We start from the raw sequence: 19,760 nt of genomic DNA on the forward strand, positions 1-19,760 counted from the left end.
GGGGTCCTTCATGCCGCGGTGCGGCTCAGCCTCGTTCGGCGGGCCCGCCGCTGGTGAGGTCCTCCGCCTTCACGCCGACGCCGACGACGGTCGGCGCCCGGCCCGCGGACTGCTCCGCGGGGCGCTGGACGACGGCCTTCGCCTCGTGCCGGGCACCCTCCGCGGTGGCCGCGCCTCCGGCGGTCACCTCGGCCTCGCCCGGCCGGGCCGCGGGGGCCGAGGCGCGGCGGGAGCGCCGACGGGGGCGCGCCGGCTGGTCCTCCGCCTGCTGCGGGGCCTCCGCCGGGGCGGATGCGCGGTCTCCTGCGCCCGTCCGCGCCGCACCCCGCGGCGCGGCTGCGCGCGCGTCACCGGCCTGTGCACCGGCGGCCTGTGCCTCGCCGGTGCCGGTCTCGACGGTGCCCGTCTCCACCGGGCCCGTTCCTGCGTCGGACCTCCGGGCGGCGGCGGTCCCGGCGTCGCCCGGTATCCCTGCGGCGGGGCCGGCGTCCGGCGACGTGCGCCCGAAGGCCTCCGCGAGGGAGTCCAGGCTCAGCGACCGGGGCTCTGCGGGCTCCTGCGCGGGGGCGTGCCCCTGCGGCAGCTCGATGACCTCGCCCTTGATCGTCAGGCGCGAGCCCGCCTCGGCGGCCGGCTCGGCGGACGCCTGCTCGGCCGCGGCGGGCGCGGGCGCCTCCTCCTGCTCCGGCTGCTGACCGGCGGCGTCCGTGCCCTGGCCCCGGTTGCGGCTGCGCTTGCCGCGCCGCTTCTTCCGCGAGCGGCCCGAGCCCTCGGAGCGGGACTCCGCCGAGGTCGCGGGCTCCTCCGCACGGGCCGGCTCCTCCGCACGGGCCTGCTCCGTCGCGGCGACCTCCTCGTGGTGGGTGGCGGCGGCGATGGTCGCGAACGCCGTCCGGGCGGCCTCGGCCTTGGCCTTCTCGGCCGGGTCCGGCTCGCCGGAGCGCTGCTCCGCCCGGGCGGGCTGCTGCTCGTTGCGGCCTCCGCGGCCGCGCTTGCGCTCCGTGCGGTGGGGACGCTGGTCCCGGGACTCGCCCGTGGCGCCGCCGGAACGGCCCTCCAGCGGGTGGTCGTGGACCACCACGCCGCGGCCGGCGCAGTGCTCGCACGGCTCGGAGAACACCTCGAGCAGACCGGTGCCCATGCGCTTGCGGGTCATCTGCACGAGCCCGAGCGAGGTCACCTCCGCCACCTGGTGCTTGGTGCGGTCCCGGCCCAGGCACTCCACCAGCCGGCGCAGCACCAGGTCCCGGTTCGACTCGAGCACCATGTCGATGAAGTCGATCACGATGATCCCGCCGATGTCGCGCAGCCTCAGCTGCCGGACGATCTCCTCCGCGGCCTCCAGGTTGTTCTTGGTCACGGTCTCCTCGAGGTTGCCCCCGGAGCCGGTGAACTTCCCGGTGTTCACGTCGACCACCGTCATGGCCTCGGTGCGGTCGATCACGAGCGAGCCGCCCGAGGGCAGGAAGACCTTGCGTTCGAGCGCCTTCTGGATCTGTTCCTCCACGCGGTAGTTCACGAACAGGTCCTCGTCCTCGTCCCACTTCCGGAGCCGGTCGAGCAGGTCCGGTGCGACGTAGGTCACGTACGCCTCGATGTTGTCCCACGCCTCGTCGCCCTGGACAACCATGGTGGTGAAGTCCTCGTTGAAGACGTCGCGGACCGTCTTGATCGTCAGGTCGGGCTCCGCGTAGAGCATCTCCGGGGCGAGCGTCCTGCTCGACCCGGCCCGCTCCTGGATCTGCTCCCACTGCGCGCGCAGCCGGTTGATGTCGTGGGTGAGCTCCTGCTCGGAGGCCCCCTCCGCGGCGGTGCGCACGATGACGCCGGCCCCGTCCGGGAGACGGTCCTTGAGGATCTTCTTCAGCCGTGCGCGCTCCACGTCGGGCAGCTTCCGGGAGATCCCGGTCATCGACCCGCCCGGGACGTAGACCAGGTACCGGCCGGGTAGCGAGATCTGGCTGGTGAGCCGGGCGCCCTTGTGCCCCACGGGGTCCTTGGTGACCTGGACGAGCACCGAGTCCCCGGACTTCAGCGCGACCTCGATCCGGCGGGGGCCGCCCTCGACCCGCGACGCGTCCCAGTTGACCTCGCCGGCGTAGAGCACCGCGTTGCGGCCGCGGCCGATGTCGATGAAGGCCGCCTCCATGGAGGGCAGCACGTTCTGCACCTTGCCCACGTAGACGTTGCCGATCAGGGAGTCCTGCTGGGTGTGGGAGACGAAGTGCTCGGCCAGGACCCCGTCCTCCAGGACACCGATCTGGATCCGGTTGTCCTTCTGCCGGACCAGCATCTGGCGCTCGACGGACTCGCGGCGCGCCAGGAACTCCGCCTCGGTGATCACCTGGCGGCGCCGGCCGGTCTGGCGAGACTCGCGCCGGCGCTGCTTCTTCGCCTCGAGACGGGTCGAGCCCTTCACGGCCACGACCTCGTCGACCGTGGCGGCCTCGGCGGCGCGGGGCGCCCGGACGCGCGTCACGGTGTTCGGCGGGTCGTCGTCGCTGCCGCCCACGAGCTCCATGTCGACCTCGCCGCGGCGGCGGCGACGGCGGCAGCGGCTGGTGGTGCCCCCGCCCGAGCCCTGCCCGGACTCCTCGCCCTCGTCGGCGAGCTCCGCGGCGTCGGGCTCCTCCGCGCCGTCCCCCGGGTCCTCGGCGGACGCGGTCTCCTCCTGCTGACGGCGCCGCGCCTCCCGACGCCGGGCCGCCCGCTGCTGAGCCGCCTCGCGCAGCTCGTCGAGGTCCGGGGCGTGGAACATCAGCGAGGTCGCCGTCACGGCGGCGGCCAGCGCCGAGCGGGGCTCCTCGTCGTCGGTCTCCTCCTCGGCGGTGTCCTCGGCCGCGATCCCCGTGGAAGCGGCGTCCCCGGCCGAGGTCCCTGCGGAAGAGGTCCCCGCGGCCGCGGTCCCGGCCGAAGAGGTCCCCGTGGTGGCGGCGTCCTCGGCGGAGGGGGCGGAAGCGGCGGTCTCCGCCGTGGCGGCGGGGGCCGGTTCCGTGACTCCCGGGGTGGCGGCCTGGTCCTCGCCCTGCTGCGGGCGGTCCGCTCCGGCAGGGCTCGTCACGTCCTGGAGCCGACCGGCAGGGGCGCCGGACGCGGTCCCCAGGTCCTCGGCCTCGCCCGCCGGCTCGACCCCCTCGGAGGCCTCCTCGGCCCCGGGCGTTCCGGGCGCGGGATGCCCGGGCGCGGCGGCGTCCTCGGCCACCGCTCCGGGGCGCTCGTCGCCGGGGAGCGCGGTGCCCGGTGCGACGTCGAGGGTGTCGGTCCCGGACGCGGCGTCACCGCTGCCGGACTCGGGCTCGGGCGCCGACGGCTCATCGGCAACCGCGGCGTCCGGTGCGACCTCGAGGGTGTCGGTCCCGGAGGCGGCGTCACCGCTGCCGGACCCGGCGGCCGGCGCGGGCGCCGACGGCTCGTCGGGAAGGGCGGTGCCCTCGGCGACGTCGTGGGCGGGGGTCTCGGACGCGGCCTCCGGCGCGGGCGCCTGCTGCTCGTCGGGGAGCGCGGTGCCCTCGGCGACGTCGTGGGCGGGGGTCTCGGACGCGGCCTCCGGCGCGGGCGCCGGCTGCTCGTCGGGGAGCCCGTCCGGCGCGGCGGCCGGTGCCGCGGGATCGGCACCCTGCACGGGCCCGTCCGTCACCGGGAGGTCCCCGTGCGTGTCGTTCGATGTGTTCTGCTGACCAGCGTCCAGGGCGTCCTGCGCCCCGGCCTGGTTCTCCTGTTCGGCATCCATATACAGCTGTGCTCCTGCCGCGGTACGCCGTCCGTACCCGGTCCCCGCGGCGGCTTGGTCGGCGTATCGCCGGTGGGGGTCCACGCGGCGGCCAGAAGTCCTGTGCGTACCCGTCGCGTCCCGCACACCTCGCGAACGGGCGGGGACGGCAACGAGCCAGTCCGGGGCTTCGAGCCGCTGCGCACGAGGGCAACGGTCTTGAGCCGGCGGCGGACGCGCTCAATCCGATGAGAGCCGCGGGTCCTGCCGACCTGGGGTCGAAGTCCGACTGGGCCGAGATCCCGCGTACGGGCGGGCTCGACCGTGGCCAGTATCTCACACACGCCCCGGTCCGGGGCTGATTGGCCCCGTCACGGCCCGCAACCCTCCCGACGCCGCCCCGCGCGGTCCGGCTGCCTCCCGGGGGCATCGCCTAGGATCGGCGTGTGACCTCCACTCCGTCCGCACTCGACGACTCCCCCGCCGTCCCCCGCGGCCTCGACACCCGTGCCGACCGGCGCTGGGGCGTCGTGGCGCTCGTGACCGCGGTCCTCGGCTTCTACGGCGCCGCCACGCTGGTGTACGAGCGGCTCCAGCTCTTCCTCGACGCCGGCCACCGCACCAGCTGCGACATCAACTCCTGGCTGTCCTGCGGAACCGTCATGCGCACCCCGCAGGCGGAGGCCTTCGGCTTCCCCAACCCGTTCATCGGCATCGTCGCCTACGCGGTGGTCGTGGCCGTGGCGCTCGCGGTGCTGGCCGGCGCCCGGTTCGCCGCCTGGTACTGGTGGGGCCTGCAGATCGGGGTGACCCTCGGCTGGTTCTTCGTGCTCTGGCTGTGGTGGCAGACCACGTTCGAGATCAACGCCCTGTGCCTGTACTGCATGCTCGTGTGGGTGATGCAGACCGTGCTGGTCGTGCACACCACCACCCGCAACCTGGGGGCCGGGGTGCTGCCCGCGCCCGCCGCCGTGGCCCGCGGTGCCGGGCACTGGGCGTGGTTCGTCTCCGCGGCCCTGCTCGTGCTGATCTTCGGGACCGTGCTCGTCCGGTTCGCCGGGGTCATCTTCCCGGCCTGACCCGCGCCGGCCCCGGACGACGTCCGGCCCGCACGCCGACGGCCCCCACCCGCAGCGGGTGGGGGCCGTCGGCGTGCGGAGCCGGTCTCAGGCGAACCAGATGCCGATCTCCCGCTCGGCGGACTCCGGGGAGTCGGAGCCGTGCACGATGTTCTGCTGGACCGTCGAGCCCCAGTCCCGTCCCAGGTCGCCGCGGATCGTGCCCGGGGCGGCGGTGGTCGGCTCGGTGGTGCCGGCCAGGGAGCGGAAGCCCTCGATCACCCGGTGGCCCTCGACGACGGCGGCCACGACGGGCCCGCTCAGCATGAACTCCACGAGCGGCTCGAAGAACGGCTTGCCCCGGTGCTCCGCGTAGTGCTGCTCCAGCACGGAGCGCTCCGCGTGCAGCAGGCGCAGGTCGACGAGACGGTAGCCCTTCGCCTCGATCCGGGCGAGCACCTCGCCGGTGAGGCCGCGGGCCACGCCGTCGGGCTTGACGAGGACGAGGGTGCGTTCCGTGGTCATGGGGGTCCTTCCGAGGTGGGGATCCGGGATGTCAGTGCCCAGCCTAGCCGTCCGGGTGCTCCCGCTCCCACTGCGCCTGGGCGGCGTCACGGGCGACGTTCTCCCGGTCCAGACGGGCACCGGTGCGCACCGCGTACCACCAGGCGAGCACGGACAGCCCGCCCACGAAGAACATGGTGGGCAGCACGAAACCGGTGGCCAGGAACACCGCCTGCAGCACCCACCCGGCGGTGTAGCCCCACGATCTGCCCAGCACGGCGGGCGCCAGGCCCAGGACGAGGGCGAGCGCGGTCCCGCCCGCCAGGATCGCCGTGCGGGCCCCGTCCCCGAGCTCGCGGCCGAGCACGCCGTAGGCGGTCAGGGCCGCGAAGAACGCGATGAACGCCTCCATGACCAGCACGGAGGAGGCGAACATCGTGCGGATCGAGCGCCGCCGGCGGGGACCGCCGCCCTGCTGGGCCCTGCTCATGCGTGCCACGGGGGACGGCTCCTCTCCTGGGGGCGGTGGGGTCGGTGCGGGGCGCGGCGCACGCTCACAGCCCCAGCAGGGTGCGGGCCTCGCCGACCACGGTGATCGAGCCCGTGACCAGCACGGCGCCGTCGAACTCCGGGCGGGCGGCGGCGTCCTGGACGGCCTCGGTCATCGCGTCGTCCAGCTGCGGGACGGCGTGGACCACGTCCTCCGGGAAGCCGAGGTCCACGGCGAGCTCCGCGAGCTCCTCCGGGTCGACCGCCCGCGGCGAGGAGGACCGGGTGAACCAGAACTCGGTGTGGAACTCCTCGTACTCGTCCAGGAGGGTCCGCAGCATCGCCTCGGCGTCCTTCTCCCGGAGGACCCCCACCACGAGATTGAGCTTCCCGAAGGTGAAGGCCTCCTTGAGCGCGGCCGCCGCGGCGGTGAGCCCGTGCGGGTTGTGCGCGGCGTCGAGGACCACCGGCGGGGCCTTGCGGGCCAGCTCCAGCCGGCCCGGGGACTCGACGGCGCCCAGGCCCGTGCGGACCAGCTCGGCGTTGAGCTCCCTGTCCCCGCCGCCCAGGAACGCCTCCACGGCGGCGACGGCCAGCGCGGCGTTCTCCGCCTGGTGGGCGCCGAACAGCGGGAGCAGGACCTCCGGGTAGCGCCCGGCCAGGCCCTGCAGGGCCAGCACCTGCCCGCCCACGGCCGTGGCCCGGGACTCCACGCCGAACTCGACGCCGCCGAAGCGGAACGGGACCCCGAGCTCGCGGGCGCGGGCGAGGAGCACCTCGGCGGCCTCCGGGTCCTGCGCGGCCGAGACGAGGAAGCCGCCCGGCTTCAGGATCCCGGCCTTCTCCGCGGCGATCTCCCCGAGCGTGTCGCCGAGCATGTCGGTGTGGTCGAGGTCCACGGGCGTGACCACGGAGACCACGGCGTCGGCCACGTTCGTCGCGTCCCAGGAGCCCCCGATGCCGACCTCCAGGACGACGACGTCCACCGGCGCGTCCGCGAAGACCGCGAACGCGAGCGCCGTGACGGTCTCGAAGTAGCTGAGCCGGGGCTCGCCCCGCTCGGCCAGCTCGGCGTCCACGAGGCCGAGGTACGGGGCGATCTCGCCGAACACGCGCACGAACGTGTCGTCGTCGACGGGCGCGCCGTCCACGCTGATCCGCTCCGTGACCCTGGACAGGTGCGGGCTCGTGTAGCGGCCCACCCGCAGGTCGTGGGCCAGCAGCAGGGCCTCCACCATCCGGGCGGTCGAGGTCTTGCCGTTGGTGCCGGTCAGGTGGATCACCGGGGCGGCGCGCTGCGGCTCGCCCAGGACCTCCATGGCCCGGCGCATCGCGTCCAGGCGCGGTGCCATCCGGTTCTCGGGGGCGCGCTCGAGCAGCCGGGCGTAGACCTCCTCGACGGTGGAGGCGTCGCCGGGCGAGGCGAAGGGGGCGCTCACGCCTGCACCGCCCCGGTGCCGGCGCCCGCGGTCCGGGCGGTGCCCAGGACGGACACCGTCAGGGACGGCTCGCCCACGCGCAGCTCGAGCTCGGCGGAGAGCGTCTCCCCGGCGAGCAGGCCTCGGTGGGCCTCGAGGGCGGCGACCGTCCCCTCGTCCGCGGTGACCACGGTGCGGATCCGGTCGGAGACCTGCAGGGCCGCCTCCTTCCGGGCCTGCTGGATCGCCCGGACCATGTCACGGGCGGTGCCCTCGGCCTCGAGCTCGGGGGTGAGCTCGGTGTCGAGGACGAGGAAACCGCCGCCCGGCAGGACGGTGACGGCGCGGGAGCCCGCCTCCGCGTCCTGCGCCACGACGGTCTCGAGCTCGTACTCGCCCGCCTGCAGCGGGGTGCCGCCGGCGGTGACGGTGCCGTCCTCGGCGGTGGACCAGTCCCCCGCCTTGGCGGCCTTGATCACGGCCTGCACGCCCTTGCCCAGCCGCGGACCCGCGGCGCGGGCGTTGACCTTCAGCTGCTGGGAGATGCCGAACTGCTCCGCGGAGGCCTTCTCGGCGTCGAGCAGGGTCACGGACTTGAGGTTCAGCTCGTCCGCGACGATGTGCTCGAAGGTGCCGGCCAGCTCGTCGCCGCCGGGCACCACCACGGTCATCCCGGCCAGCGGCTGCCGCACCCGCAGCTGGTGGGCCTTGCGCAGGGCCGAGCCGTTGGAGCAGATCGTGCGGGTCGTCTCCATCCGCGCCACCAGGTCGCTCTCGTCGGGGAACAGCGAGGCGTCGGGCCAGTCGGTCAGGTGCACCGAGCGCCCGGCGGTCAGCCCGCGCCAGATCTCCTCCGCCACCAGCGGCAGCAGCGGGGCCGCCACCCGGCAGACGGTCTCCAGGCACGTGTAGAGCACGTCGAACGCGACCGTGTCCTCGTCGAAGAACCGGTCCCGGGAGCGGCGCACGTACCAGTTGGTCAGGGTGTCCATGTAGGCGCGCAGGTGCTCCGCCGCGCCCGAGACGTCGTAGCGGTCGAACGCCGCCTGCACGTCCGTCACGAGCCGGCCCGTGGCGGCGAGCACGAAGCGGTCCATCACGTTCTCGGACTCGTGACGGGTCCGCGCCTCGTACCCGGCGCCGCCGTTCGCGGCGTTCGTGTACAGCCCGAAGAAGTGGTAGACGTTCCACAGCGGCAGCATCATCTGGCGCACGCCGTCGCGGATGCCCTGCTCGGTGACCACGAGGTTCCCGCCGCGCAGGATGGGGCTGGACATCAGGAACCAGCGCATCGCGTCGGCGCCGTCCCGGTCCAGGACCTCGTTGACGTCCGGGTAGTTGCGCAGCGACTTCGACATCTTCTGCCCGTCCGAGCCCAGCACGATGCCGTGGCTGATGACGTTGCGGAAGGCCGGGCGGTCGAACAGCGCGGTGGCCAGGATGTGCAGCGTGTAGAACCAGCCGCGGGTCTGGCCGATGTACTCCACGATGAAGTCGCCGGGGTTGTGGGTCTCGAACCACTCCCGGTTCGCGAACGGGTAGTGCACCTGCGCGTAGGGCATCGACCCGGAGTCGAACCAGACGTCGAGCACCTCGGGCACGCGCCGCATCGTGGCGGCGCCGGTCGGGTCGTCGGGGTTCGGGCGGGTCAGCTCGTCGATCCAGGGCCGGTGCAGGTCCACCTCGCCCCGGTCGTTGCGCGGCAGCCGGCCGAAGTCGGCCTCCAGCTCGGCGAGGGATCCGTAGACGTCGCGGCGCGGGTGCTCGGGGTCGTCGGACTCCCACACCGGGATGGGCGTGCCCCAGTACCGGTTGCGGGAGATCGACCAGTCGCGGGCGTTCTCCAGCCACTTGCCGAACTGCCCGTCCTTGACGTTCTCCGGGATCCAGGTGATCTGCTGGTTGAGCTCGACCATCCGCTCCTTGATCCGGGTGACCTCCACGAACCAGGAGGACACGGCACGGTAGATGAGCGGGTTGCGGCAGCGCCAGCAGTGCGGGTAGGGGTGCTCGTAGCTGGCCTCGCGGACCAGCCGGCCCTGGGCCCTGAGGTCCCGCACCACGGTGCGGGCCACGTCCTTGTCGAAGACGTTGCGCCCGGCGATGCCGGCGAGGGGCGCTCCCGGGGCGAGCCGCTCGTCCTCGAAGAGCCGGTAGAAGACCCCGGACTCGTCGAGGGAGAGCACCACGGGGATGTCGTAGCGGGCGCAGACGTTCTGGTCGTCCTCGCCGTAGGCGGGCGCCTGGTGCACCAGCCCGGTGCCGTCGGTCGTGGTGACGTAGTCGGCCACCACGAACTGCCAGGAGGTGGCCGTGCCGAAGCGCTCGGCGTCGGCGAAGTAGTCCCAGAGCCGCTGGTAGCGCAGCCCCTCGAGGTCGGCACCGGAGTACCGGGCGGTCACGGCGGCGGCCGCGGCCGCCGCCGGGTCCTCGGCCTCCCCCCAGCCGAGGTCCTTGGCGTAGGCCCCCAGCAGCTCCTCGGCCACCAGGAAGCGGCGGCCTGCGAGCTCGCCGGCCCCGGGCACCACGGCGTAGACGATGTCGGGGCCCACGGCGATGGCCTGGTTGGTCGGCAGCGTCCAGGGCGTGGTCGTCCAGGCGAGGGCCTCGACCCCGGCGAGCTCCGCCGCGAGCTCCGGGCGGACCGCCCACGAGCCGTCGTCGAGCACGGGGAAGGTGACGGTGACGGTCTGGTCCTGGCGGTCCTGGTAGACGTCGTCGTCCATCCGCAGCTCGTGGTTGGACAGCGGGGTCTCGTCCTTCCAGCAGTAGGGCAGGACGCGGTAGCCGGAGTACACCAGGCCCTTGTCGTCGAGGGCCTTGAACGCCGCGACGACGGACTCCATGTACTCGGGGTTGAGGGTCTTGTAGTCGTTGTCGAAGTCGACCCAGCGGGCCTGGCGGGTGACGTAGTCCTGCCACTCCGAGGCGTACCGCATCACCGAGGAGCGGCAGGCGTCGTTGAACGCCGCGACGCCCATCCGCTCGATCTCCTGCTTGTCCGCCATCCCGAGCTGCTTCATCGCCTCGAGCTCGGCGGGCAGCCCGTGGGTGTCCCAGCCGAAGCGGCGCTCCACCCGGCGGCCCCGCTGGGTCTGGTAGCGGGCCACGAGGTCCTTGACGTAGCCCGTCAGGAGGTGGCCGTAGTGCGGCAGGCCGTTGGCGAACGGCGGGCCGTCGTAGAAGACGAACTCGTTGGAGCCGTCCCGCCCCGGGTCGCGCCGGTCCACGCTGGCCTGGAACGTGCGGTCCTGCGCCCAGTAGGCCAGGACGCGCTCCTCCACGGCGGGGAACGCGGGCACCGCGGGCACGCCGCGGGCCTCGGGGTCGGTGGTCGCCTTGGGGTAGACAGGTCGGTCTGACACGGGGTCCATCCTCGTTCTGACGTCGGTGCTGCTCGTGCGGGTCAGGGTGCAAGGACGCTGCCGGCCGGTCGCCCGGGGCGGAACGCGGTACCACCTCGCTTGCGCCCCGCTCCCCGGAGGAGAGGCGGGACGCCGCTCGTGACTGCTGTGACGGGCTTACCCGTTCGGTTCTACTGGGGCCCTCCCCGTGGCGGGGCGGGCCTGTTCTTCCGAAGGCTCCCCGGTGATGGCCGGATCGACGCCGTGATGACTGCCCCTCATCTTAACCCACGCGACCCCCCGCCGAGGTCGCAGCTGCCGGCGACCGGGGCGCGCCCGGTCGCCGGCAGTTGCGACCTCGGCGGGGGGGGGGTGGAGGAGGTGGAGGAGGTGGAGGGGAGCGCTACCGGCCGCGGATCAGCTTGTGGGGGGCCGCCTGGGCCACCGGCTTGATCGTCACGGTGTCGAGGTCCACGTGGTGGGGCAGGTTCACCGCGAACGCGCAGACCTGGGCGACGTCCTCGGAGGTGAGGGGCTTGTCCACGCCCGCGTACACCTGATCCGCGGCCTGCCGGTCCCCGCCGAGGCGGTTGAGGGAGAACTCCGGGGTGTGCACCAGGCCCGGGGCGATCTCGACGACGCGCACGTTGTGCTCGGCCTCCTCCAGCCGCAGCGCCTCCGTCATGGCCCGCTCGGCGTACTTCGCGGCGTTGTAGCCGCCGCCGCCCTCGTAGGCCCGGTGCGCCGCGAGCGACGTGAGGTTCAGGACGGTGCCCTCGCCGTTGGCGCGCAGGGCGGGGAGGAAGGCGCGGGTCATGCGCATCGTCCCCAGCACGTTGACCTGGTACATCCACTCCCAGTCCTCGGTGCGGGCATCGGCCACCCGGTCGGTGCCGCGGGCGCCGCCGGAGATGTTGAGCAGGGCGTCCACGCGGCCCTGCTCCTCCAGCACCTGGTCGCGGAGCGCCTCGACGTCGGCGTCCGAGGTGATGTCGCACGGGGCGGGGACGGCCCCGGTCTCACGGGCGAGCGCCTCCAGGCGCTCGGCGCGGCGGGCCACCGCGTAGACGGTCCAGCCGCCGCGGCGCAGTTCGCGCGCGGTGGCCTCCCCGATGCCGGTCGACGCGCCGGTGACGACGGCGACCCGGCCGGTGTGCGTGTTCGAGCTCTGCTGTTCGGTCATGGACCTCACGCTAGCCCGGCGCCGGGCACGGCCCAAGCCCCGGGGGGCGGGGCGCGCGGCGGGGCTCGTGAGAGACTGGTCCGCATGGCTGACAACACGCAGGGCACAGACACGCCCGGAACCGCACCGGAGACCACGCCCGCCACCACGCCCGTGACCGTTCCCGACCGGCCCGCGCTGGAGGGACTGGAGCAGAAGTACGCGCGGACGTGGCGCGAGGAGGGCACGTTCGCGTTCGACGAGGACACGACCCGCGAGCAGGTCTACTCGATCGACACGCCCCCGCCGACCGCCTCGGGCTCCCTGCACGTCGGCCACATGTTCTCCTACACCCAGACCGACGTGATCGCCCGCTTCCAGCGGATGAGCGGCAAGAACGTCTTCTACCCGCTGGGCTGGGACGACAACGGCCTGCCCACCGAGCGCCGCGTGCAGAACTACTACGGGGTGCGCTGCGACCCCACCCGCCCCTACGTCGAGGGCTACCGCCCGCCGGAGAAGCCCGCGAAGAACCAGCGCGACTGGGACGTGGTCTCCCGGAAGAACTTCATCGAGCTCTGCGAGGAGCTGGCCGTCGAGGACGAGAAGGTCTTCGAGCACCTCTTCTCCACCCTGGGCCTGTCCGTGGACTGGACCCGCACCTACCGCACCATCGACGCCCGCTCCCGGGCCGTCTCCCAGCGCGCCTTCCTGCAGGACCTGGAGGCGGGCAACGCCTACATGGCCGAGGCCCCCACCCTGTGGGACGTCACCTTCCGCACCGCCGTGGCCCAGGCCGAGCTCGAGGACCGGGAGCGCGAGGGCACCTACCACCGGGTGGCGTTCCACCGTCCCGACGGCGATCCCGTGCACATCGAGACCACCCGCCCCGAGCTGCTGCCCGCGTGCGTGGCCCTCGTGGCCCACCCGGACGACGAGCGCTACCAGCCGCTGTTCGGCACCACGGTGCGCTCGCCGCTGTTCGACGTCGAGGTCGAGGTGAAGGCGCACCCGTTGGCCAAGCCGGACAAGGGCTCCGGGATCGCCATGATCTGCACCTTCGGCGACCTCACCGACGTCACGTGGTGGCGGGAGCTGGACCTGCCGACCCGGGCGCTGATCGGCCGTGACGGCCGCTTCGCGAGCGAGACCCCGGAGTGGATCGCCGCCGGCGCCCCGGCCGAGCGCTACGCCGAGGTGGCGGGCAGGACCGTCTTCTCGGCCCAGCAGGCCGTGGTGGAGATGCTCCGCGAGTCCGGGGACCTGGTGGGCGAGCCCCGCAAGGTCATGCACCCGGTGAACTTCTACGAGAAGGGCGACAAGCCGCTCGAGGTCGTCACCTCCCGCCAGTGGTACATCCGCAACGGCGGCCGCGACGCCGACCGGCGCGAGGCGCTGCTGGCGCGCGGGCGCGAGATGGACTGGCACCCGGCGTTCATGCGCTCCCGGTACGAGAACTGGATCGAGGGCCTGCACGGCGACTGGCTGATCTCCCGCCAGCGGTTCTTCGGGGTGCCGTTCCCGGTCTGGTACCGCCTCGACGGCGACGGCAACCCGGACTACGACTCCCCCGTGCTGCCGGCCCTGGACCAGCTGCCGGTGGACCCGGCCGCGGACCCCGCCCCGGGCTACGACGAGTCCCAGCGGGACCAGCCCCACGGCTTCACGGGCGACCCCGACGTCCTCGACACGTGGGCGACGTCCTCGCTGACCCCGCAGATCGCCACGGGCTGGGCGTTCGACGAGCGGCTGCACGCCAACACCTTCCCGATGGACCTCCGGCCCCAGGGCCACGACATCATCCGGACCTGGCTGTTCTCCACGGTGGTGCGCTCCGAGTCGCTGGCCGGCACCGTGCCCTGGACCAACACCGCGCTCTCCGGGTGGATCCTGGACCCGGACCGCAAGAAGATGTCCAAGTCCAAGGGCAACGTGGTGGTCCCCACCGAGGTGCTCGAGAACTACGGAGCGGACGCGGTGCGGTACTGGGCCGCCTCCGCCCGGCTCGGCGCGGACACCGCCTACGACGAGGGGCAGATGAAGATCGGCCGCCGGCTGGCCATCAAGCTGCTCAACGCCTCGAAGTTCGTGCTCGCCCAGGGCGTCACGGAGGCCTCCGTGCTCGGTGCGGGGGCATCCGCGGAGCTGGTGACCGACGCCGTGGACCGGGCGCTGCTCGCCCAGCTGGCCACGGTCGTGGAGCGGGCCACGCAGGCGTTCCGGGACTACGAGTACGCCCGGGCCCTGCAGCTCACCGAGCAGTTCTTCTGGACCTTCACCGACGACTACGTGGAGCTCGTGAAGGACCGCGCCTACGGCGCCCGCGGGGAGGCGGCGCAGGCGTCCGTGCACGCGGCGCTCGCCACGACCCTCGACGCGCTGCTGCGCCTGTTCGCCCCGGTGCTGCCGTTCGCCACGGACGAGGTCTGGTCCTGGTGGCGCTCCGGGTCCGTGCACCGGGCGTCCTGGCCCGGCGTCGAGGGCTTCGCGGACGCCGTGACCGACGCCGACCCCGAGGTGCTCACCACCGTGGGCGAGGCCCTCTCCGGGCTGCGCAAGGCCAAGTCGGAGGCCAAGGTCAAGCAGCGCACCGAGGTGCGCTCGGCGACCATCACGGCCTCCGCCGAGGACGTGGCCCGGCTGGAGGCCGGCCTGGGCGACCTCAAGGCCGCGGGCAACGCCGCCGAGCTGGTGCTCGTCGCCGGCCCCGAGGGCCTGGCCGTGCGCGACGTCGAGCTCGTCCCCGCGGAGGAGCCCGCCCGGTAGCGGCTCGGTTTCTTACACGCAGAGGGCCCGGCCGCCGCGGCGGCCGGGCCCTCCTGCGCGCGGGCGGGGTGTCCGGGCTCAGTCGAAGATCGGGCCCTCGTCCCGGCCGCGCTTGAGCTCGTAGAAGCCGTGGTGGGAGACCAGTGCCAGGCAGCCGTCCCAGACCCGGGCGGCGTCCTCGCCCTTCGGCGCGGGGGTGAAGACCGGGCCGAAGAACCCCACACCGTTGACCGCGATGCAGGGCGTGCCGATGTCCTCCCCGGCCACCGCCTGGGCGGCCTCGGTCGAGGCGCGCAGCGCGTCGTCGTACTCCGTGGAGTCCTTGGCCGCGGCGAGCTCCGCGGGCAGGCCGTGCTCCTCGAGCGACTCGGCGATGATCCGCTCCAGGTCCTCCACCCCGCCGGGGTGGCGCCGGCTGCCCATGGCGTCGTAGAGCTTCTTCAGGTACTCGTCACCGTGGGCGCGCGCGGCCGCCTCGACCACGCGCACCAGCCACATGGACTCCTCGTGGCCGTGGTGGTGGTTGTCGGGGTTGTCCTCGTTGAGGATGCCCAGGGAGATGATCCGCCACTGGACCTCGACGTCGCGCAGGCGCTCGACGTCCTCCATCCAGCGCGAGGTCATCCAGGCCCAGGGGCACAGGGGGTCGAACCAGAACTCCACCTTGTCCGTCATCGGCTTCCTCTCGTACGGGCGTCCGCCCGGGCGGCGGACACGTCACCGAGTAGAAGCCACGCGTCAGGCGGTTTTGTTCCGGTTCTGCTCCTCGCGGATCATCTCGTGGGTGATGACCTCCGGCTCGGCCTGCTTGGCCACGGCCTCGGCGGTCACCAGCACGGCCGCGATGTCGTCCCGGCTGGGGAGCTCGAACATGACCGGCTGCAGCACGTCCTCCAGGATGGCGCGCAGCCCGCGCGCGCCCGTGCCCCGCCGGATCGCGAGCTCGGCGACGGCCGTCAGCGCCTCGGGGTCGAAGGTCAGCTCGACCCCGTCCAGCTGGAACATCTTCTTGTACTGCTTCACGAGCGCGTTGCGCGGCTCCGTGAGGATGCGGGTGAGGTCCGCGACCGACAGCTCCCGCAGCGTGGTCACCACGGGCAGGCGGCCGATCAGCTCGGGGATCAGGCCGAACTTCAGCAGGTCCTCCGGCATGACGTCGGCCATCACCTCGTCCCGGGTGCCGGCCTGCTTGAGGTCCGCGCCGAAGCCGATGCTCGTGCGCCCGGCCCGGGACTCCACGATGTCCTCGAGCCCGGCGAACGCGCCCGCCACGACGAACAGGACGTTGGTCGTGTCGATCTGGATGAACTCCTGCTGGGGGTGCTTGCGCCCGCCCTGCGGGGGCACCGACGCCACCGTGCCCTCGAGGATCTTCAGCAGGGCCTGCTGCACGCCCTCCCCGGAGACGTCGCGGGTGATCGAGGGGTTCTCGGACTTGCGGGAGATCTTGTCGATCTCGTCGATGTAGATGATGCCCGTCTCGGCGCGCTTGACGTCGTAGTCCGCCGCCTGGATGAGCTTGAGCAGGATGTTCTCGACGTCCTCGCCCACGTAGCCGGCCTCGGTGAGGGACGTGGCGTCGGCGACCGCGAAGGGGACGTCGAGCTTGCGCGCCAGGGACTGCGCGAGGTAGGTCTTGCCCGATCCGGTGGGCCCCACCAGGAGGATGTTGGACTTCGCGATCTCGACGTCCTCGTCACCGGCCGCGGTGGCCAGGGACAGGGGCTTGCCGTTCTCGCCGGCCCGGACCCGCTTGTAGTGGTTGTACACGGCCACGGCCAGGGCGCGCTTGGCGGTCTCCTGCCCGATCACGTACTGGTGCAGGTGCTCGTAGATCTCGTGGGGCGTGGGGAGTTCCTGCTGCTCGAGGTCCTTGACCTCGCTCAGCTCCTCCTCGATGATCTCGTTGCACAGCTCGATGCACTCGTCGCAGATGTAGACGCGCGGGCCCGCGATGAGCTTGCGGACCTGCTTCTGGCTCTTGCCGCAGAAGGAGCACTTGAGCAGATCCGCGGTCTCGCCGATGCGCGCCATGAAACAGTCCTCTGGTCGGGGTACGGGAATCCTCGTCCAGGATAGGCGAGGACCGGGCCCGGCCCCAACATCGGGACGCCCCGGTGCGCCGCGACCGGTCGGGTCGCGGCGCACCGGGGTCGTCCGGGCCGGGGTGCCCGGGTCAGGAGGTGACGGTCGCGGGCTTGTGGATCTTGCGGGACTCCAGGACGTGGTCCACGATCCCGTACTCCTGGGCCGCGGCCGCGGTCAGGATCTTGTCCCGCTCGATGTCCCGATTGACCTCCTCGGCGGTCTTCCCGGAGTGCAGGGCCAGGGTCTCCTCGAGCCACTCGCGCATGCGCATGATCTCGTTGGCCTGGATCTCGATGTCCGAGGCCTGTCCCCCGCCCTGCCCGGACATGGCCGGCTGGTGGATCAGCACGCGGGCGTTCGGCAGGGCCAGGCGCTTGCCCGGGGTGCCGCCGGCGAGCAGCACGGCGGCCGCGGACGCGGCCTGGCCGAGGCAGACCGTCTGCACCTCGGGGCGGATGAACTGCATCGTGTCGTAGATCGCGGTCATCGCGGTGAACGACCCGCCCGGGGAGTTGATGTACATGGTGATGTCCCGGTCGGCGTCCTGCGCCTCGAGCACCAGCAGCTGGGCCATGACGTCGTCGGCAGAGGCGTCGTCGACCTGGACGCCCAGGAAGATGATCCGGTCCTCGAACAGCTTGGTGTAGGGGTTCTGCCGGCGGTACCCGTAGGGGGTGCGCTCCTCGAAGTCGGGGAGCACGTAGCGGCTGGTGGGCAGGGCGGCCGCGGAACCGGCCGTGGACGAGGGTCCGTGGGTGAAGGTCATGGTTGAGTTCCTCGGAGGTCTGGAAGAGCGTGCCGGGTGGAGGGGTGGGACCGCCGCGGTCCTACCCCTGGTCCTTCGTGTCCTGGTCCTTCATGGTCCCGCCGCCGCCGGTCATGGACCCGGCCGTGCTGGCGATGTGGTCGAAGAAGCCGTACTCGAGGCCCCGCTGGGCGTCGAACCAGTTGTCGCGGTCGTTGTCCCGGAGGATCGTCTCGAGGGTCTGGCCGGTCTGCTCGGCGGTGAGCTCGGCGAGACGCTGCTTCATCGAGAGGATGAGCTCGGCCTGCACCCGGATGTCCGAGGCCGTGCCGCCCATGCCGCCGGAGGGCTGGTGCATGAGGATCCGGGCGTTGGGGGTGGAGTAGCGCTTGCCCTTGGTGCCGGAGGAGAGCAGGAACTGGCCCATCGACGCGGCCAGGCCGGTGGCCACGGTCACCACGTCGTTCGGGATCAGCTGCATGGTGTCGTAGATGGCCATGCCGGCGGTGACGGAGCCGCCCGGGGAGTTGATGTACAGGAAGATGTCCGCCTGCGGGTCCTCGGCCGAGAGGAGCAGCATCTGCGAGCAGATGAGGTTCGCGTTGTCGTCGCGCACCTCGGAGCCCAGCCAGATGATGCGCTCCTTGAGCAGCCGGTTGTAGACGTAGTCGTCCTGGCCGCCCATGGGGCCGCCGCCCTGCAGTCGCGGGCTGGTGGAGGGTGCGTGGGTCGAGCCGAACGGCGACTCGTGAGCGGAGGTCATGGAACTGTGCCTCTTTCGTCCGTGTGGTCCGGTGATCTCTGAACAGAACACTAGTGCCCGCTCCGGGTCCGGGCCGGTCCCCGTCCGGGATGTTCGCTGATGGCGCATGGTCGCGGCCACGGACCCGCCGCGCACGAAGGCGCCGCCGCCCCGGACGGGACGGCGGCGCCTTCGTGCGGCGTTCTCAGCGGGTCACTTGGCGGAGTCCGGGGAGTCGGCCGAGTCGGCGGACTCCGGGGAGTCGGCGGACTCGGGCGAGTCGGCGGACTCCTCCTCGGTGCCGGGGGTGGGGGCCGCGGTGGTCTCCTCCGGCTCGACCTCCTCGGCGGGCTCCCCCGCCTGCTCCTCCCCCTGCGGGCGGACGAACTCGGAGAGGTCCACCGTGTTGCCCGCGGTGTCGGTGACCGTGGCGTACTCCAGGACCTTGGCCAGGGCCTTGCGGCGGCGCACCTCGCCCACCATCAGACCGGCCTGGCCCGAGGAGTCCAGCAGCTGCGCGAACTGGTTCGGGTCCATGCCGTACTGCTGGGACATGTTGATGATGTAGTCGATCAGCTCGGACTGCTCGACGCCGATCTCCTCGGCCTCGGCGACCGCGTCCAGCACGATCTCGTTGCGGAAGGCGTCCTCGGCGTTCTTCTGCACCTCGGCGCGGTGGTCCGGGGTGTCGTGGTCCGCCTCGGCCTGCGGGTTGTCGAAGTGCTGGGCGATCTGCTCGTCGATCACGGCCTGCGGCACGGGGATCTCCACGAGCGCCAGCAGCTTCTCCAGGACCTTGTCGCGGGCCTCGACGCCCTGCTCCACCACGGCGCCCTCGGCGGCCTGCTTCTTCAGGTCCTCCTTGAGCTCCTCGATGGTGTCGAACTCGGAGGCCAGCTGCGCGAACTCGTCGTCCGCCTCGGGCAGCTCGCGCTCCTTGACGGCGGTGACCTTGACCTTGACGGTCGCGGCCTCGCCGCTGTGCTCGCCGCCGGCGAGCGTGGTCTCGAACGTGGCGTCCTCGTCGGCGGAGAGGCCGGTGATGGCCTCGTCCATGCCCTCGAGCATCGTGCCGGCGCCCACCTGGTAGGACAGGTCGTTGGCGGCGTCGACCTCCTCGCCGTCGACCAGGGCCTGCAGGTCCAGGGTGACGAAGTCGCCCTCGGCGGCGGGCCGGTCCACGGTCTTGAGGGTGCCGAAGCGCCCGCGCAGCTCGTCGAGGGCCTTCTGCTCGTCCTCGGCGGAGGCCTCGCGGGCCTCGACCTCGACCTCGAGGCCCTTGTACTCGGGCAGCTCGATCTCGGGGCGCACGGCCACGTCGATCTCGACCTTGGTGTCGGCCTCGCGGTTCGCCTCGTCCGGCTTCGCGACGACCTCGACCTGGGGCTGGGTCAGCGGGGTGATCTCGTTCTCCGCGAGAGCCTGCTGGAAGAAGGTGTTCAGCCCCTCGTTGAGCGCGTTCTCGACGACGAAGTCGAAGCCCACGCGCTGCTCGATCAGCCGCGCCGGAACCTTGCCGCGGCGGAAGCCGGGGACCTGGATCTGGTTGGCGAGCGAGGTGTAGGTCTGGTCGATGAACGGCTTCAGTTCCGCGAACGGGACGTCCACCACGATCTTGACCTGGGTGGGGTTGAGTTTCTCGACGGCGCTCTTCACTTCCGCTGCACTCCTGAGTGGTAGGTCGGTTGGGTCTTCGGGGGCCGTTCTCCGGCCCGGGACAGTCGGGAAGGCGGCT

The 19,760-nt window shown here is 72.6% G+C and carries 13 protein-coding genes; 2 read left to right on the forward strand and 11 right to left on the reverse strand.

From position 1 onward, the window contains the following. Nucleotides 1-25 precede the first annotated feature (25 nt). Nucleotides 26-3,730 carry an Rne/Rng family ribonuclease gene (locus QYM41_RS10905; RefSeq protein ID WP_368799761.1) on the reverse strand — a complete coding sequence of 1,235 codons (3,705 nt, stop codon included), beginning with the start codon at nt 3,728-3,730 and terminating at the stop codon, nt 26-28. A gap of 425 nt (nt 3,731-4,155) precedes the next feature. Here QYM41_RS10905 and QYM41_RS10910 point away from each other — a divergent pair, with 425 nt between their 5' ends. Further along, entirely contained in the window at nt 4,156-4,788 is a 633-nt protein-coding gene (locus tag QYM41_RS10910; protein ID WP_368799762.1) for a vitamin K epoxide reductase family protein, read from the forward strand. An 87-nt stretch (nt 4,789-4,875) separates the two neighbouring features. On the opposite strand, the gene ndk is transcribed toward QYM41_RS10910, so the two are convergent. The 5 genes from ndk to QYM41_RS10935 form a co-directional block, all read right to left on the reverse strand. Beyond that, nucleotides 4,876-5,292 (reverse strand): nucleoside-diphosphate kinase, encoded by a 417-nt coding sequence (ndk, locus tag QYM41_RS10915; protein WP_368799763.1) that lies wholly within the window; start codon nt 5,290-5,292, stop codon nt 4,876-4,878. A 43-nt stretch (nt 5,293-5,335) separates the two neighbouring features. Then, nucleotides 5,336-5,761 carry a DUF4233 domain-containing protein gene (locus tag QYM41_RS10920; RefSeq protein WP_368799823.1) on the reverse strand — a complete coding sequence of 142 codons (426 nt, stop codon included), beginning with the start codon at nt 5,759-5,761 and terminating at the stop codon, nt 5,336-5,338. 64 nt (nt 5,762-5,825) lie between these two features. After that, nucleotides 5,826-7,199 carry a bifunctional folylpolyglutamate synthase/dihydrofolate synthase gene (locus QYM41_RS10925; RefSeq protein WP_368799764.1) on the reverse strand — a complete coding sequence of 458 codons (1,374 nt, stop codon included), beginning with the start codon at nt 7,197-7,199 and terminating at the stop codon, nt 5,826-5,828. After that, nucleotides 7,196-10,543: an isoleucine--tRNA ligase gene (ileS, locus tag QYM41_RS10930; protein ID WP_368799765.1), complete on the reverse strand. Its 3,348-nt coding sequence runs from the start codon at nt 10,541-10,543 to the stop codon at nt 7,196-7,198. Before ileS ends, QYM41_RS10925 begins: the two co-directional genes overlap by 4 nt. A 382-nt stretch (nt 10,544-10,925) precedes the next feature. After that, nucleotides 10,926-11,705, reverse strand: a complete 780-nt coding sequence (locus QYM41_RS10935; RefSeq protein ID WP_368799766.1) for an SDR family oxidoreductase — start codon at nt 11,703-11,705, stop codon at nt 10,926-10,928. 84 nt (nt 11,706-11,789) lie between these two features. Between QYM41_RS10935 and valS the strand changes: the two genes are divergently transcribed. After that, on the forward strand, nt 11,790-14,450 hold the full coding sequence (gene valS, locus QYM41_RS10940; RefSeq protein ID WP_368799767.1) for a valine--tRNA ligase: 2,661 nt from the start codon (nt 11,790-11,792) through the stop codon (nt 14,448-14,450). 78 nt (nt 14,451-14,528) lie between these two features. Here the strand turns inward: valS and QYM41_RS10945 are convergent, their stop codons facing one another. The 5 genes from QYM41_RS10945 to tig form a co-directional block, all read right to left on the reverse strand. After that, on the reverse strand, nt 14,529-15,125 hold the full coding sequence (locus QYM41_RS10945) for a mycothiol-dependent nitroreductase Rv2466c family protein (protein ID WP_368799768.1): 597 nt from the start codon (nt 15,123-15,125) through the stop codon (nt 14,529-14,531). 63 nt (nt 15,126-15,188) lie between these two features. Further along, nucleotides 15,189-16,484 carry an ATP-dependent Clp protease ATP-binding subunit ClpX gene (gene clpX / locus QYM41_RS10950; RefSeq protein WP_368799769.1) on the reverse strand — a complete coding sequence of 432 codons (1,296 nt, stop codon included), beginning with the start codon at nt 16,482-16,484 and terminating at the stop codon, nt 15,189-15,191. 142 nt (nt 16,485-16,626) lie between these two features. Then, a complete protein-coding gene (locus QYM41_RS10955) occupies nt 16,627-17,304 on the reverse strand; it encodes an ATP-dependent Clp protease proteolytic subunit (RefSeq protein ID WP_298585071.1) in 678 nt (225 codons plus the stop codon). 61 nt (nt 17,305-17,365) lie between these two features. Next, nucleotides 17,366-18,046, reverse strand: coding sequence for an ATP-dependent Clp protease proteolytic subunit (locus QYM41_RS10960; RefSeq protein WP_368799770.1), 681 nt, complete (start codon nt 18,044-18,046; stop codon nt 17,366-17,368). A gap of 192 nt (nt 18,047-18,238) precedes the next feature. Further along, complete coding sequence (gene tig / locus QYM41_RS10965; RefSeq protein ID WP_368799771.1) at nt 18,239-19,681, reverse strand: trigger factor; 1,443 nt, start codon at nt 19,679-19,681, stop codon at nt 18,239-18,241. Nucleotides 19,682-19,760 lie beyond the last annotated feature (79 nt).

Source organism: Kocuria oxytropis (assembly GCF_040981195.1).
Classification (GTDB): Bacteria; Actinomycetota; Actinomycetes; order Actinomycetales; family Micrococcaceae; genus Kocuria; species Kocuria oxytropis.